13 protein-coding genes and 2 tRNA genes are annotated in these 16,081 nt (G+C 40.3%); 14 read left to right on the top strand and 1 reads right to left on the bottom strand.

Going from position 1 to position 16,081, the window contains the following annotated elements:
- Positions 1-17: 17 nt before the first annotated feature.
- On the bottom strand, positions 18-1,733 hold the full coding sequence (gene pilB, locus AC2SLN_RS10275; RefSeq protein WP_486530306.1) for a type IV-A pilus assembly ATPase PilB: 1,716 nt from the start codon (positions 1,731-1,733) through the stop codon (positions 18-20).
- Positions 1,734-2,393: 660 nt separating this feature from the next.
- Between pilB and tpiA the strand changes: the two genes are divergently transcribed.
- The 14 genes from tpiA to pnp all read left to right on the top strand — a co-directional run bounded on the left by tpiA (position 2,394) and on the right by pnp (position 15,999).
- Positions 2,394-3,173 carry a triose-phosphate isomerase gene (gene tpiA / locus AC2SLN_RS10270; RefSeq protein WP_486549182.1) on the top strand — a complete coding sequence of 260 codons (780 nt, stop codon included), beginning with the start codon at positions 2,394-2,396 and terminating at the stop codon, positions 3,171-3,173.
- Positions 3,174-3,436: 263 nt separating this feature from the next.
- Positions 3,437-3,766, top strand: coding sequence for a preprotein translocase subunit SecG (secG, locus tag AC2SLN_RS10265; RefSeq protein ID WP_486549181.1), 330 nt, complete (start codon positions 3,437-3,439; stop codon positions 3,764-3,766).
- 236 nt (positions 3,767-4,002) lie between these two features.
- Positions 4,003-4,087: transfer RNA gene (locus AC2SLN_RS10260), tRNA-Leu, on the top strand.
- A 205-nt stretch (positions 4,088-4,292) separates the two neighbouring features.
- Positions 4,293-4,369 (top strand) — tRNA-Met (locus AC2SLN_RS10255).
- A gap of 141 nt (positions 4,370-4,510) precedes the next feature.
- A complete protein-coding gene (gene rimP, locus AC2SLN_RS10250) occupies positions 4,511-5,017 on the top strand; it encodes a ribosome maturation factor RimP (protein ID WP_486549180.1) in 507 nt (168 codons plus the stop codon).
- 241 nt (positions 5,018-5,258) lie between these two features.
- On the top strand, positions 5,259-6,746 hold the full coding sequence (nusA, locus tag AC2SLN_RS10245; RefSeq protein ID WP_486530310.1) for a transcription termination factor NusA: 1,488 nt from the start codon (positions 5,259-5,261) through the stop codon (positions 6,744-6,746).
- Positions 6,747-6,764: 18 nt separating this feature from the next.
- On the top strand, positions 6,765-9,482 hold the full coding sequence (infB, locus tag AC2SLN_RS10240) for a translation initiation factor IF-2 (RefSeq protein ID WP_486549179.1): 2,718 nt from the start codon (positions 6,765-6,767) through the stop codon (positions 9,480-9,482).
- Positions 9,483-9,746: 264 nt separating this feature from the next.
- The gene (locus tag AC2SLN_RS10235) at positions 9,747-10,169 is read left to right on the top strand and encodes a ribosome-binding factor A (protein ID WP_486530312.1); all 423 of its coding nucleotides are present in this window, start codon (positions 9,747-9,749) and stop codon (positions 10,167-10,169) included.
- A gap of 12 nt (positions 10,170-10,181) precedes the next feature.
- On the top strand, positions 10,182-11,201 hold the full coding sequence (truB, locus tag AC2SLN_RS10230) for a tRNA pseudouridine(55) synthase TruB (protein WP_486549178.1): 1,020 nt from the start codon (positions 10,182-10,184) through the stop codon (positions 11,199-11,201).
- 507 nt (positions 11,202-11,708) lie between these two features.
- Positions 11,709-12,236, top strand: a complete 528-nt coding sequence (locus AC2SLN_RS10225) for a type 1 glutamine amidotransferase domain-containing protein (protein ID WP_486549177.1) — start codon at positions 11,709-11,711, stop codon at positions 12,234-12,236.
- A gap of 77 nt (positions 12,237-12,313) precedes the next feature.
- On the top strand, positions 12,314-12,478 hold the full coding sequence (locus tag AC2SLN_RS10220; RefSeq protein ID WP_486549176.1) for a hypothetical protein: 165 nt from the start codon (positions 12,314-12,316) through the stop codon (positions 12,476-12,478).
- Positions 12,479-12,593: 115 nt separating this feature from the next.
- Positions 12,594-12,749 carry a hypothetical protein gene (locus tag AC2SLN_RS10215; RefSeq protein ID WP_486549175.1) on the top strand — a complete coding sequence of 52 codons (156 nt, stop codon included), beginning with the start codon at positions 12,594-12,596 and terminating at the stop codon, positions 12,747-12,749.
- Between the two features lie 166 nt (positions 12,750-12,915).
- Complete coding sequence (rpsO, locus tag AC2SLN_RS10210) at positions 12,916-13,182, top strand: 30S ribosomal protein S15 (protein ID WP_486549174.1); 267 nt, start codon at positions 12,916-12,918, stop codon at positions 13,180-13,182.
- Between the two features lie 672 nt (positions 13,183-13,854).
- Positions 13,855-15,999, top strand: coding sequence for a polyribonucleotide nucleotidyltransferase (gene pnp / locus AC2SLN_RS10205; protein WP_486549173.1), 2,145 nt, complete (start codon positions 13,855-13,857; stop codon positions 15,997-15,999).
- Positions 16,000-16,081 lie beyond the last annotated feature (82 nt).

Raw genomic sequence — 16,081 nt, 5'->3', positions numbered from 1 at the left:
ACAGAAAGTAAGTTTGCTTAATCTGTCGTTACTCGATACATTTCTTGAACACTAGTAATGCCCTGCAATACCTTTAAGATGCCTGAGCGACGCAAGTCCCTAAACCCATTATTATATGCGGCTTCTTTAATATCCATTGCGTTACCCTCCTCCATAATGATACGTGCAATGGTATCATCAACTTTCATAACTTCGTAAATACCCACACGACCTTTGTAGCCATCTCGGCATTCATCACAGCCTACCGGTTCATAAATAATGTTAGTAGGATTACTCAAGTCTTCATCTGTAAATCCCATCTCTAACAAGCTGGGTTTAGGTACGCTCGTAGGTCTTTTGCAGTTGTTACACAGCCTTCGCGCTAACCTTTGAGCAATAACAAGGTTAATAGAAGTAGCAATATTAAATGTAGCGACACCCATATTACGAAGTCGAGTTAATGTCTCAGGCGCTGAGTTAGTATGCAAAGTGGACAAAACTAAGTGGCCAGTTTGCGCCGCCTTAATAGCAATTTCAGCGGTTTCAAGATCACGAACTTCACCCACCATGACGATGTCAGGGTCTTGCCGCAAAAAGGACTTTAACGCATTGGCAAATGTTAGGCCAACTTTGTAATTTACATTAACCTGATTAATACCTTCAAGATTGATTTCTACAGGATCCTCAACAGTTGATATGTTAGTTTGTACCGTGTTTAAAATATTAAGCGCCGTATATAAAGAAACCGTTTTACCTGAGCCAGTAGGTCCCGTAATCAAAATCATGCCTTGCGGCTTATGCAGCGCTTCTAAAAACACCTTCTTTTGATCAGCTTCATAGCCAAGGGCATCGATACCAAGCATGGCAGAAGACGGGTCTAATATACGAAGTACAATTTTTTCACCATGAAGTGTGGGCAATGAGTTTACCCTGAAGTCGATGGCTTTATCTTTGGAAATGGCTAATTTGATTCGCCCATCCTGGGGCACACGTCTTTCTGAAATATCCATCTGCGACATGACTTTTAAACGTGCAGCAATAGTTGCGCCAAGTTCTACAGGAGGGCTGGCCATTTGCTGCATGATACCATCAATGCGAAAACGTACCCGAAACGATTTTTCATAAGGTTCAAAGTGTAAATCTGATGCCCCCATACGTATGGCGTCAATGAGCATCTTATTAACGAACTTTACAACAGGTGCTTCTCTAATATCATTGGGTAGTGTGCTTAGATCGCCAAGCTTATTGTTTCCGTCAAACTGTTCATAATCTATGTTTAAGTCGTTATCACTGAAGCTATTAAACGTACTCATAGAATCTGAAAAAGTGGTTTCAATAAGTTTGACAAGCTTATTTTCTTCCACGACAATCGTTTGCACAGCAAGACGTGAATTGAATTGAATGGCTTCTATGGCCTCAAGACGAGTAGGATCACTGATAGCAACAAAAAGGCGTTGTCCCCGCACAAAGATAGGCAAGGCATTATATTTTCTTACTATTCTTTCATCAACTAAATCTTTGGGTATGGCATCTGGATTTAATTGGTCTAAATCAAACAAGGAGTCTCCAAACTCTTTGGCAACCGCAGTGGCTATTTTGTTTGCTGGCGCTAGTTTGTGATCGACTAAATAGGATACGATACTTTTATGTTGTTTTTGCGACTCGGCCACAGCCTTCCTCATCACTTGACTATTGACCAAACCATCTTGGACAAGCCGCTGGGCAATACCGCCAAAGCTCATGGGGATTGACATTTGAAATTACCTTTAGTTGATTTTTATGTCGGTTTAACTTTTTTATTAATACAAAAGTATTTATGACCTTGTATAAATATGAGTTCATGTTTAATAAACACTTGCTATTTATACACTAAGTCAATCTGTAAAATTTGTTTTAAATAGGTCAGTTAAAACCAACCAATGCTTTGTTCATAGAACGTAATATTGAGTTATAGAGCTCTAATCCTATGTATTCAATCTTATGTATTTAAAATTATTTAATAAGACATACCTATTAAAACGGATACGCTTTTTTATAAAAATTTGTGGTTAAAGTATTTTGCTATAATTGTATTATTTAACCGTAAATTTGAGTGATAAACAAGTTTGCATACATAAGTGCCTCGTTTTAATTTGAGTTCTAAAGTTTGAGTTCTAAAGTTTGAGTTCTAAAGAGAGTATAGACTGGTAACCGAGCTGATAGAGTGATTAATATTTTAAATTCATGTTAGGCGTTCCGATTTTTAATTTTTTTAATGCTCAGCCACAAACGGTAAATGCAAGATTAAAGACTATGTTATAATTCGGGGTTAATGCAATTTTAGAGTGGTAAATAGGCGTTATAAGTTATAAATATGCCTTATTATATTCAGTACGAGTTCATTTACTAAAAATTATCATTTGAGAGTTCACTATATGACGCCTTGGGTTATTGGAAATTGGAAACTAAATCCTGCATCTGTTGCCGAGACACAAACGCTTATTGACTGTATTGTCTCTCAGCTTGATGATACAGTTGATTGTAACCTAATGGTAGCACCAAGCTTCGTACATTTAAGCCATGTTGCTAAAGCAGTTCAAGCTTCAAATTTGAAGTTAGCCTGTCAGAATGTTACTGCGTTGACAGATACGAAAGGTGCATTTACAGGAGATGTGTCAGTAGCTCAGCTTAAAGATGTTGGTGTAGAGTGGGTTATTATCGGTCATTCTGAGCGCCGTCAATACTATGCTGAAGATCATGAGGCACTGCTGCAAAAGGTAATATATTGTGACGCACATGACTTGGGGGTTGTTTTTTGCATTGGCGAGTCTGAAACAGATTTTGAATCTGGTCGTACGCAAAAGGTACTCTCTAAGCAACTCGATGTGATTAAATCCTTGGTTGCTTGCCTAGATGTTGAGGATGCTAAAAAGAAGCTAGCTAATATCATTATTGCTTATGAGCCTGTTTGGGCAATTGGCACTGGTAAAGTCCCTAGTGTACAAAATGTGGAATCGGTACATAGTTTTATTCACGACTACTTGATGAGCATCAGTGACCGGTTTGATAACACACCGATTATTTATGGGGGAAGCGTTAAGCCAGATAACGCTCATGAGTTTGCTAGTTGCAATGCAATTAACGGGGTTCTAGTAGGTGGCGCATCACTCAATGCTGATAGTTTTTTAACCATTGCAAAAAGCTTTTGTAAGTAAATCAAAAAAACGGTAGCATACAGTGTAATAAGTAAGCTGGACTGATTGTATATGTCTAGTTGTCTGTCTTTCGAAAGTTTGAATTCTTTTGAGAGTAAGCGTTTTTTTAGAAGCAATAGTTTTAGAAAAAACATCACTATATATTATATTATACAACCCTGAGTTTATATTCTCCATTGGACGCCTCAGCATACTAACTACTTTCAAATTCTTATCCTATTTTTTTATTTATTACTGTTACTTAATTTTTAGTAAGGCAAAGCATGTTCAACATTATTTTAGCCATTCACATTATTGTCGCTATTGCCATGATTGGGCTGATTTTAATTCAGCATGGTAAAGGTGCAGATGCTGGCGCATCATTTGGCGCTGGTGCCTCAGGTACTGTATTTGGCGCCGCGGGTAGTGCAAACTTTTTAACCAGAGCAACAGCTGTATTAGCGATTATCTTCTTTTCAACCAGTTTGACCCTTGCTATGCATGCTCGCAAACAAGCTGAAGATCAATATAGTTTAGATGTGCCAGCAGCGACAGAAGCGCCTTTGGCTAATTCAGTACCAGTCCCCACACCGGACCAACCGCCCAACGATTAAACGATAGATTAAAATAACTAAAACAACCCTACCTTTAGCTTATATAGTTAAGTTAACTGTATAAAAGAAAGAATGTACTCACGTTAAATAGGTTGCACACCCACTCAAACATGAGTAGAATATCCGACCTAGTTTAATAAAGTCTAAATTATAACGTTATCGTTTGATAATCCTCAATTATTAGTAGCGGTTTATTATTTAGTGTTTAAATTATTTAGTGTTTAAATTAGTGATTTGCGATTGTGGTGGAATTGGTAGACACGCCATCTTGAGGGGGTGGTGGCGCAAGCCGTGAGGGTTCAAGTCCCTCCAATCGCACCATTAATACCGTTATACCTAATACGGTTATAACAAGCATATGTTGAGCTTAATATGATTGTTATAAACAGGGTAATAGTCTTCATTTAGTTGTTGCCATAGTTTGAGTATTTTGGTCGTTTTATTATAGGATAGATTAATTTTAGTTTTTTTCAGTTATTGCTTGACAACTGTGAAGAGCATCCCTATAATAACCCACCTAGATTGATGCGGGGTGGAGCAGTCTGGTAGCTCGTCGGGCTCATAACCCGAAGGTCGTTGGTTCAAATCCAGCCCCCGCTACCATTTTTTATTTCAATCTTACTTTTTTTATCTAACCCACCATATTGTTTGTGGGTTTTTTTGTATCTGTTTTTTCTATTGTTATTTGCATTTCACAATAACTACTTATAATAGATGTTTATATTTTGGATGAAGCCATAAATCATGAAGGTATCAAATAAAGTCGCTCAATTGACTGATATTATAGAGCCTGCGGTTGCTGCTTGTGACGTAGCGCTTTGGGGTATTGAGTTTGTCCCACAAGGTGGGCGTTCTCTTTTACGTATTTTTATTGAGGCTTTACCAGAAGATAAGGCGATAAATAAACAAGTGACCATTGAAAACTGTGCAGCAGTTAACCATCAGGTTAGTGGTGTTCTAGAGGTACATGACCCAATTGCGGGCGAATATGTATTGGAAGTGTCATCACCTGGCTTAGATAGACCGTTTTTTTCTGCTGAGCAAATGCAGCAATATGTTGGGCAACATATGAATCTTCGTTTGATTAAAGCGATTGGCACTGAGTCAGCGAAACGCCGTAAAGTCTCTGGCAAACTTGAAAAATTAGAGTTGGATAAGCGGCAATTGACAATAGCGACTACTGACGGTTACCAATTTGATATACAGTTAGATAATATTGACAAGGCTAATTTGATTTATCAAGAGTTGTAAGTATTGATGTAAATTCTTTTAAGCAAGGTTGTGTATTGAATTTTGGTTGAATGTTTTTTATTAGATAGCCACTCAAAAGTACCATTAAGATAAGTATCACATTAAGATAGGTATCAATAGTTCAATAAGTAATCTGTCATTTCAGACAACTAGAAACAGAATTTTAGAGCCATATATAAAAAATACATTCAATTATATAAGTTGCTACTCTAAATGTGGAGTAGGTGAGGATAGGTGTGCAATGAGTCGTGAAATCTTAACGGTAGTAGAGACCGTCAGTAATGAAAAGGGGCTAAACCCCGAAGATATTTTTGAAGCCATTGAAGAAGCGTTAGTGGTTTCAACAAAAAAACGAGTTTATACCGAACAGCCAGAAGTTGCTGTACGTGTTAGTATCGACCGTGAAACAGGGGATTATGATACTTATCGTTATTGGACGGTTGTTGCTGATGAAGATCACGAGATGCCTGCATGTCAATTAGCCATCAGTGACTTAGATGAAGCTGAGTGGTCAATTGGCGATATTAAAGAAGAACAAATAGAATCTATCGAATTTGGACGTATTGCTGCCACACAGGCCAAACAAGTCATTATTCAAAAGATTCGTGAAGCTGAAAGGGCGCTAGTTGCTGATGCCTTCGAACCAAGAGTTGGCGAGATGATGTACGGCGAAGTTAAAAAACAGACTCGCGACGGTTTCATTGTTGATTTAGGGGATAATGCGGAAGGCTACTTATCACGAGATCAGATGCTACCCCGTGAGCAACTGCGTGTTAAGTCTCGTATTCAAGCTATTTTATACCATGTTAACCGCGATAATCGCGGTGCTCAACTACTGCTATCGCGTACGCATCCAGATATGTTGACCGCTTTGATGAATAAAGAAGTACCCGAAATTAATGAAGAAATCATTGAGATTCGCGGTGTTGCCCGACAGCCGGGTGTTCGTGCTAAAATTTCAGTAAAGACCAATGATCATCGTATTGACCCAGTCGGCGCCTGTATTGGGATGCGTGGTACTCGAATCCAAGCAGTTCAGCAAGAGCTTGATGGTGAACGAATTGATGTTATTGTCTGGTCGGATGATCCAGCACAGTATATTATAAGTGCACTTGAACCTGCTGATGTAAGTAGTATCATTTTAGATGAAGATGCCAAAACGGCTGATATTATTTTTACCGCAAACGACCAGTTAGCCCGTGCCATTGGCGCTCAAGGTCAAAATGTACGATTGGCATCAGAGTTGACAGGTTACAAGTTAAACATGATGCTCGAAGCAGAATACTTAGAAAGACAGCAAAATGAAACTAAAGCCTTTATTGATTTATTCTACAATCGCTTAGAGGTTGATGAAGACTTAGCTCAAGCACTGGTTGATATTGGTTTTACCAGTATTGAAGAAGTGGCGTATGTACCAGCGGATACATTTTATGATATTGAAGGCCTTGATGACGACGCAATTGCAATGATTCAAGAGCGTGCGAAAGAAGTCGTTATAGCTGATGAACTGGTAAAACAGCAAAATATGAAAGAGCCAAGTGAAGAGTTGCTCACAATGGAAGGAATGACCACTGACTGGGCGTATAAATTGGCTCAACGTGACATTATTACTGTAGATGATTTAGCGGAACAAGCTGTTTTTGACCTTGAAGACATAGAAGGTCTTGATGAAAAAACAGCCGGCAAACTCATCATGAAAGCACGTGAATCTTGGTTTAATGAAGAATAATAAATAGGTGACTACACAATGGCAGATAAGACCGTCAAAGAACTAGCAGACATGGTAAGCAAAGAAGTCAGTGCTGTACAACAGCAATTGATTGATGCTGGGCTGCCTGCTCGTGGCGAGGATGACCTAGTCACCGAGCTTGAGCAAGAACAGCTGGTGGCATTTTTAAAACAAACACACGGGCAAGAGCAGAAGCGCCGTATTAGCTTGAAGTCTAAAACGACGAGTACCGCTCGAGTAACAGGCTCATCAGGTAAATCGAAAAGCGTGAATGTTGAGGTTCGTAAGAAAAAGGTGTTTGAGAAGCCCGATCCAAACAAACTCGCAGAGCAAATAGCTGCTCGAGAAAAAGCAGCTGCTGAAGCAAAAGAACGTGCCCTTGAAGAAGCTAAAAAACGTGAGCAGGCTAAAAAAGAAGCTGAACAGCGTCAAGCCGCCACATTGGCTGCAATGCGTGCTAATTTAGGTGGTGGAAAATCCTCAAGTGATAAAAATGAAGATGTTTCGACTGTTGTGGTCAAAAAAGGCGGTAAAACAGCGGAAGTCACAAAAGAGAAGCCTAAAAAGAAAGTAGCCCCCACTAAGCCTAAAGTTGAAACTGTAGCAGAACGCAAAGCACGTGAAGCGCGTGAGGCTGAAGAAGAACGTCTGCGCACAATTGAGGCAGAAACCCGTCGCAAGCAGGCAGAAGAAGCTCAGAAGAAAACTCTAGAGCAAATGCGTAAAATGGCGGGTAAATATAGTGAAAAAGATACGGTTGCTAAAGTACGTAAAGACGAACCGTTAGCAGAAGGTCTTGTTGGCGAAGCATTAGAGGAGTCATTTGAAAAAGAGCGCCGAGAAATTAAGCGTGGTTCTTCAAGCACTGCTTCTCGAGGCCGACGTCGCAAAGGACAAGAAGAAAGAGAAATTCGCAATCGTAAACATGGTCTTAAGTCTACACAAGCCTCCCAGCATAAGTTTGAGAAGCCTGTTGAAAAAATTGTGCATGATGTTGAGATTGGAGAGCATATTGTTGTTGCTGATCTTGCACAGCGCATGGCGGTCAAAGCTCGTGAAGTAACTAAATTACTCATGAAAATGGGCGAGATTGTTAGTGAGACCGAAGAAATAGATCAAGCAACTGCCAGTCTGATTGTTGAGGAAATGGGTCATAATCCTATCCCTGTAAGCGATACTAAGGTTGAAGATGATTTACAGGAAGCTGTTGAAGAGCGTAGTAGTAACATACAAACACGCCCTCCAGTAGTGACTATCATGGGTCATGTAGATCACGGTAAAACATCATTACTTGATAAGATTAGAGAAGCGAAAGTGGCGTCTGGTGAGGCAGGTGGTATTACTCAGCATATTGGTGCCTATCATGTTAAAACAGATCGTGGCTTAATCACTTTCTTAGACACACCAGGTCACGCTGCGTTTACAGCAATGCGTTCACGTGGTGCACAAGCAACAGATATTGTAGTTATTGTTGTTGCTGCTGATGATGGTATGATGCCGCAAACGGTTGAAGCGATTGATCATGCCCGCGCCTCTAATACGCCTATTATTATTGCTATTAATAAGATGGATAAAGAGTCTGCTGACCCAGATCGTGTTCTTAATGAGCTGACGACCAAAGAGGTCGTTACTGAAGCTTGGGGTGGGGATACGCCAGTTGCTAAGATTTCAGCCAAAACGGGTGAAGGCATTGACGAGCTGTTGGAGCTTATTAATCTTCAAGCAGAGCTTATGGAGCTTGAAGCACCTACTGATGGTGCTGCTCAAGGTGTGGTTATTGAATCACGTCTTGAGAAGGGTCGAGGTGCCGTGGCGAGTATTCTGGTTAAGAAAGGAACGCTAAAACAAGGCGATCTGGTATTAGCTGGTGAATACTATGGCCGTGTTCGTGCTATGAATGACGAAACAGGTAACCGTATTAAGTCTGCTGGACCCTCTATTCCGGTCGAAATATTAGGCTTACCTGATACCCCAGCGTCTGGTAGTGAGTTCCTAGTAGTAACGGACGAGAAAAAAGCGCGTGAAGTTGCAGAGTTCCGTGCAACACGTGAGCGGGAAAAGCAATTAGAACGTCAGAATAAGATGCGCTTAGAGAGTATGTTTGAGCAAATGGGACAAGAGGATCTGTCATTCTTAAATATTATTTTGAAGACAGATGTAAGAGGATCATTAGAAGCCTTGCTCTCCGCTTTAGAAGAGTTATCAACTGATGAAGTAAAAGTAAAAGTCATTAGTTCAGGTGTCGGGCCAATTTCAGAGTCAGATGTGACACTTGCTGAGTCAAGTGAAGCCGTACTGCTTGGTTTTAATGTTAGAGCAGATAATGCCGCAAAAGCTAAAGCTGATGAATCAGGTATTGATATCCGTTACTATAGTATCATTTATGGGCTAATTGATGATGTCAAAGCGGCTATGAGTGGTATGTTATCTCCAGAACATCGTGAGAAAATATTGGGTATTGCTGAAGTTCGTGAGGTATTCCGCTCGAGCAAGTTCGGTGCCGCTGCGGGCTGTATGGTAGTCGAAGGTACCATATATCGAAACAAGTCAATTCGTGTACTACGGGACAATCAAGTTGCCTTTACTGGGCAGTTGCAATCTCTACGTCGTTACAAAGATGACGTTAACGAAGTAAGAGCAGGTATGGAGTGTGGCCTTGCGGTTCGTGGATATGACGTTGAAGCTGGAGATAAAATCGAGGTATTTGAAATCCAAGAAATACAACGTACTATTTAATATGTATTACGCTTAATGTTTATTAACATTGAAAAGACCTATCAGGTCATCCTGTTAGGTCTTTTTTATTAGTACTGTTTAGTTATGAAACTTATAATGGTACCTCTCCTAAAAATAAATTAGCAGTGTCAAATTCGCTTAGCCTACTGTTGGTAGTTATTACAATCGTTGTCCTTGCTACTTTAATTTCTGGGTTTGGTATGAATTATTCATTTACCAATGCCTTTATTTAATTCACAATAGAGGTATTTAAGGAATAAAGTCATGAACCAACGCATGCAACGTTTAGGCGACCAAATTCAGCGGGAACTTGCCGTACTTATCCGAGATGACGTAAACGACCCACGTTTGACTGGGTTTATTACTATCTCTAGTGTTAAGGTCAGCTCAGATTTAGGCTATGCTGATGTATATGTTACCGTAATGGAGCCTGAGCTAAATGATGCTATGAGTAAGTATAGCCATGAAGATAGTATCAAGGTGCTAAATAAAGCAGCTGGCTTTTTACGTACAGAGCTTAGCCATCGTTTGAAAACCCGAACAACCCCACGGTTAAGATTTCATTATGACGAAGTAACGGCACGTGGCAACTATATGATGAATCTAATCAGTCAAGCCGTGGATAAAACTCAAAGAACCTCTGATGATGAAGAGTTTCAAGAAGCGCCATTAGACTCTAAAGAGTAAGGTTGATGACTGATGACGACAGATAGCTTTCAAGTCCCAGGTTTTACTAAATCAGCTATGGCTACCTTAAATCCGAATAAAAAGACGCGGGTTTCAGGGGTTATATTGATTGATAAACCTAAGGGGCTGACCTCTCAGCAAGTGGTCTCAAAAGTCAAATATCTGTTTAAATCGCCCAAGCATGACAGCAAAAAAGCAGGGCACACGGGTACGCTAGACCCTATGGCTACAGGTCTTCTGCCAGTGTGCTTAGGTGAAGCAACCAAGTATAGTCACTATCAACTGGATGCGGACAAGTCTTATCAAGCAACCGTTCAGTTAGGCGTGCAGACAGATACAGGCGACGCTGAAGGTAAAGTCGTCGAGATCGCAGAAGTACCTAGCCTCAACCAAGAAATGCTAGACAAGGTTACTGAGCAGTATTCAGGGGCTATTGAGCAAACTCCACCCATGTACTCGGCTTTGAAAAAAGATGGTAAGAAGCTATATGAATATGCGCGAGCGGGCATTGAAGTTGAACGGGCGTCTCGTCCAATTACCATTAAAGAGTTGATTATTGGCAGGGGTGAATCAGATGACCAACTTGTCATTACCGTTACCTGTTCTAAAGGCACTTATATACGTGTCTTAGGTGAAGATATCGCCAAATCATTGGGTACCTTAGGTCATTTAACTGCCCTTAGACGTACTCATGTTGGGCATTTTGATATAGGTTCAGCCATTACCCTAGATGAGTTTGAGGCATTAGAATTTTCTGAGCGTTTTAAGCATTTAATGGGTATCGATAGCTGTATTGAAGGATTGCCTCTTTTATCCGTTTCCGAAACTGAATATCAGCGTTTGCATTTGGGTCAGAGACTAAACGTACGAGAATCACTAACTTCTGAAATTCTGGCTTATCTTAATCAAAATACCACAGGTAATGAGCCTTGCGACGTTAGGTTAAGCACTCATGATGGTGAGTTCATTGGTTTAGGGAAGTTAGAAGCTAATGGTCGTTTACAACCCAAAAAAATGATTCAACGTCCGTGATTATTATAGATTATGGAATAATTGAAATGATCTGTTAAGTCGTTTAGCTAATGAGTCGTAATAGTTAAAGGGTCATTTTCCTAAGGGGTCATTTTTCATTCTAATAACTGTATTAACTACACCTCAAATTGATAATACGATTACCACCAAACGCGCTTTCAATTGTTATTCTTTTTATAGCACCCTAACTTATTCTGTCAGGGTGTTTTTTAATGCTACTTGTTTTGATAACTCTCCCTTTTTAAGACAACCCTCTTTATTTAAGATCAATTTCAATGAGTTCGTCCCATCAGAGTTACTGAGTCATAACATAACTCACATTCTTATACATTTTATTGCATCAACTGGCTTTAGTAATTCCTACTCTCCCAGTAGGATAATAATTAAGTGAAAGGATTAATAACTAAATGAATAAACCTAAATACTTAAAGCGTCATTCAATTGATTGAATACTGAAAATTAATAATAAATTTATACATTATCTCAAATTTCTGAGGGAGAAATATTATGGCTAAGAAGATTGCATTCTTACTGAGCTCATATTTTGAACAAGTAGAATATACTAAAGTTAAAGATATTTTAGAAAGTAAAGGTCATGAGACAGTCTTAATCACGACAAATGACAGTAAGACTGTGCAGGGTATGGATAGTGATGTTGATAAAGCAGATACCTTTACTGCAGATTTGTTTGTGCAAGAAGCAAATGCAGATGATTACGATGCTGTTGTATTACCGGGTGGTACAGTCAATGCAGACACCATACGTACCGATAAATATGCTCAAGATTTCGTTAGAAGCTTTTATGACGCAAATAAAACAGTTGCAGCGATTTGCCATGCCCCTTGGTTATTGGTTAATACAGGGTTACTGGAAGGCAAAAAGGTAACAGCATATCATTCTTTGCACACAGATATTGAGAATGCCGGTGCTACGTTTATTGATATAGAGATGCAAAAAGATGGCAACTTAATTACATCACGCAATCCTGATGATATTGAGGCGTTTGCAGAGGCTATCGACAAAGCACTTAGTTAATTCACTTATTTAAATTTTTACTAACTAATATTTAACACACTCTAAAAACAAAAACTTTACTTTTAAAGGAAATTGTTATGTCAACTTCAGATGATAAGAAGTATTCACAGCAACAACCAGAAGCAGAACTGACAGCACTAAAAAATCAGGTTGATGGTAATCTTGGTCCCAATAAGGACAAAGACCCTAAAGATGCTGCAGAAGGTTTGGCTGAGAACTTAGAAAAATCTCATTCTAAATAGCTTAAAATTGTTGAACTGTAGAATTTAGCATCAGACTAAGATATTCTCAATTTCTCTGTTGTCTTAGTCGACTTAGACAGATAAGTTTAACGAACATAATTGTTTGGAGTTCTTTATGAGCAACGACCCAAAAACAACGCCTATAGGCGAAGCCATTGATAAATCTTTGGATGACCATGAAAATCCTGAGAGTCTAGCAGAAGCAACGACTGCTCCATTAGATGATGACGCTTTGGGTGGTCATGCAAATCAAGGCGGTGTTGAAAAATAGCATTATATTTATCGTCTCATTTCTACATGAAAAACTGCTAACTGTTTGGCAGTTTTTTTGTTATAATGCTCCGCTTACATCGCTATTTTTTTAGGTCATCTCTAGTAATGCAGGGATGTCCCCAATGAAATTAGCGACTTATATCAATGCATTGCAGGAGAAATCTATGTTAACTAATACCGATCGTCAACAAATCATCGCTCAATACCAACGTGCACCTGGTGATACTGGTTCACCCGAAGTGCAAGTGGCGCTATTAACTGCCCGTATTAATGATTTGCAAGATCATTTTAAAGCGCATAAAGCGGATCATCACAGCCGACGTGGGCTTATTCGTATGGTAAACCAACGTCGTAAATTGTTAGATTACTTAAAAGGTAAAGACTCATCACGTTACTCAACGCTTATTAGCCAGTTGGGTCTGCGTCGTTAATTAGTCATCGTTAATTAATATAGTGAACCACTTTTAAAATAGGTTGGCTATAGATATGTGCATTACGATGTTGTTGAGCTTGGCTTTATGATTTGTAATACTCGCTCAACTATCAGCCTAATTTCCAGCTTAACGCGTACTTACTTTAGGTTTGTTAGCTACTATTAAGCGGATGGATAAACGGTGTGGATATAGTTCACGCCGTTTTTTTGTATGTCACTCTTGGTAAGCCGCTTTCAGTTAGTGACTTTTAGTAATACGCTTTGTGTGTGGCTGATTCTAAGTTAGCACTGCCATAAGTGTTGCTGCTGATAGTAATATTTTTGGATAGTAAGATTGTCGATAATAATAGTATTGATAATCAAAGAGGCAAAGCAGGATAGGGTAATCCAGCAGCAGCTAGCGACTTTTGCAGGTTAAGCATTGGTCAAGCTAGATAAATCCCTGTAAAATAAGACAACGTCTATATGAAGATAATGGGCTTCTAACGTTTGGGTCGTTCCTGTCATGAGACAAAGCATATGACACATGACACAAAGCATGAGATCTATATCCTTACTAGCACCTAAATGTTAGAGGCTGACACTTTATCTCGAAGAGGGTGCATAAAAAACCGCATCATCATAGACAGTACAATCATTTATAATAATCATTTAAAAACAGGATAAATTAATGTCAATGTTTAATACAATTTCAAGAGAATTCCAATATGGTAGCCAGCAGGTAGTTTTAGAGACGGGCCGAGTTGCTAGACAAGCCAACTCAGTGTTGGTACATATGGGCGGTGTCACGGTACTTGTGGCTGCTGTTGTTAAAGATGACGCCAAAGAAGGTCAAAACTTTTTCCCATTAACGGTTAATTATCAAGAAAAAATGTATGCAGCTGGTAAGATTCCAGGCGGCTATGGTAAGCGTGAAGGCCGTGCAAGTGAGTTTGAAACCTTAACCTCGCGTTTGATTGACCGCCCGATTCGTCCCTTATTTCCAGAAGGCTATGTCAATGAAGTTCAAATCACGGCAACCGTTTTGTCAAGCGATAAGCAGCACTATGCTGACATCGCTGCCATGATTGGTGCGTCGGCTGCTTTGGCTATCTCAAGTGCGCCGTTTAATGGCCCAATTGGTGGTGCTCGTGTTGGTTTTATTGATGGCGAATATGTATTAAACCCATCAATCGAAGAGCTCGGAAAAAGCGATCTGGATTTGATTGTTGCGGGTACTAAATCCGCCGTATTGATGGTTGAGTCAGAGGCCGCTGAACTGTCTGAAGATCAAATGCTAGGCGCTGTGCTTTATGGTCATGAGCAGCAACAAATTGTCATTGATAACATCATTGAACTTGCTAAAGCTGTTGGTACAGAGAAACGCCCCTTTGAAGCACCGCAGTTAGATGCAGAACTAAAAGAAAAAGTAACTGCTCAGTTTGGCGGGCAAATCAGCGAAGCCTATGCCATTAGCGATAAGCAAGAGCGTTATAGCAAACTTGACGACATCAAAGCGGCTGCCATTGAAGCTCTTGCTGGTAATCCAGAGTCTGATGAGTTCAGCGATAACGAATCATTAATCAAAGCCATCTTGGATGATTTAAAATACCGCACTGTTCGTGACAATATTTTATCTGGTAAGCCTCGTATCGATGGTCGTGATTTAGATACCGTGCGTGCGCTTGATATCCAAGTTGGCGTATTACCTTACACTCATGGTTCTGCCTTATTTACACGTGGCGAAACTCAGGCATTAGTGACCGCTACGCTGGGGAACACGCGTGACGTGAACCTAATTGATTCACTGGCAGGTAAACTGCAAGATCACTTCATGCTCCACTATAACTTTCCGCATTTCTCAGTGGGCGAGACGGGTCGTGAAAGTGGTCCTAAACGCCGTGAAATCGGTCATGGGCGTCTTGCCCGCCGTGGTGTTCAGGCCATGCTTCCAGACAGCGACCGCTTCCCTTATGTGATGCGTGTGGTATCTGAAATCACTGAATCAAATGGCTCATCGTCTATGGCATCAGTATGTGGTGCTAGCCTTGCCTTAATGGACGCTGGCGTACCAATGAAAGCCCCAGTTGCCGGTATCGCGATGGGTCTGGTTAAAGAAGGCGATCGTTTTGCCGTATTGTCAGATATCTTAGGTGATGAAGATCACTTAGGCGACATGGACTTTAAAGTCGCCGGCTCTAAAGACGGTATTACTGCCCTGCAAATGGATATCAAAATCGAAGGCATCACGCCAGACATCATGGAAAAAGCCTTAGAGCAAGCTCATGCTGGTCGTATTCATATCCTAAACGCCATGAACGAAGTATTGCCAGCCAGCCGCAAGGAAATAAATGCGCATGCCCCTAACTATGCCGTTATGGAAATCAATGCTGACAAGATTCGTGACGTGATTGGCAAAGGCGGTGCAACCATCCGTCAGCTAACTGAAGATACAGGGGCGGTCATCGACATTGATGACAACGGCACTATTCGTATTTTTGGCGAAAACAAAGCCGCCACTAAAGATGCGATTCGCCAGATTGAAGCGTTAACTGCCGAAGTCGAAGTGGGTAAAGTTTATGAAGGTACCGTCGCTCGTGTTGTTGACTTTGGTGCTTTTGTTACCGTACTTCCCGGTACAGACGGCTTAGTGCACATCTCGCAAATTGCTGATGAGCGTGTTGAAAACGTATCTGACTACATCAAAGAAGGTCAAACCATCAGTGTTTTAGTTCAAGATGTTGATAACCGTGGTCGCATTAAGTTGACTATGAAAGGTGTGGAACAAAACGGTGCGACAACGCCAGAGCTACAGCCAACGCCAACAGCTGAATAGTATCTGCGCAAAATCGCATTGTGTGTTATAAAAAATGCTCCCAAATTGGGAGCATTTTTTTGCGGTTAAAGATGATAACTGG

This window comes from Psychrobacter sp. CX90 (assembly GCF_057396305.2).
This window is presented reverse-complemented; position numbering and strand designations above follow the sequence as displayed.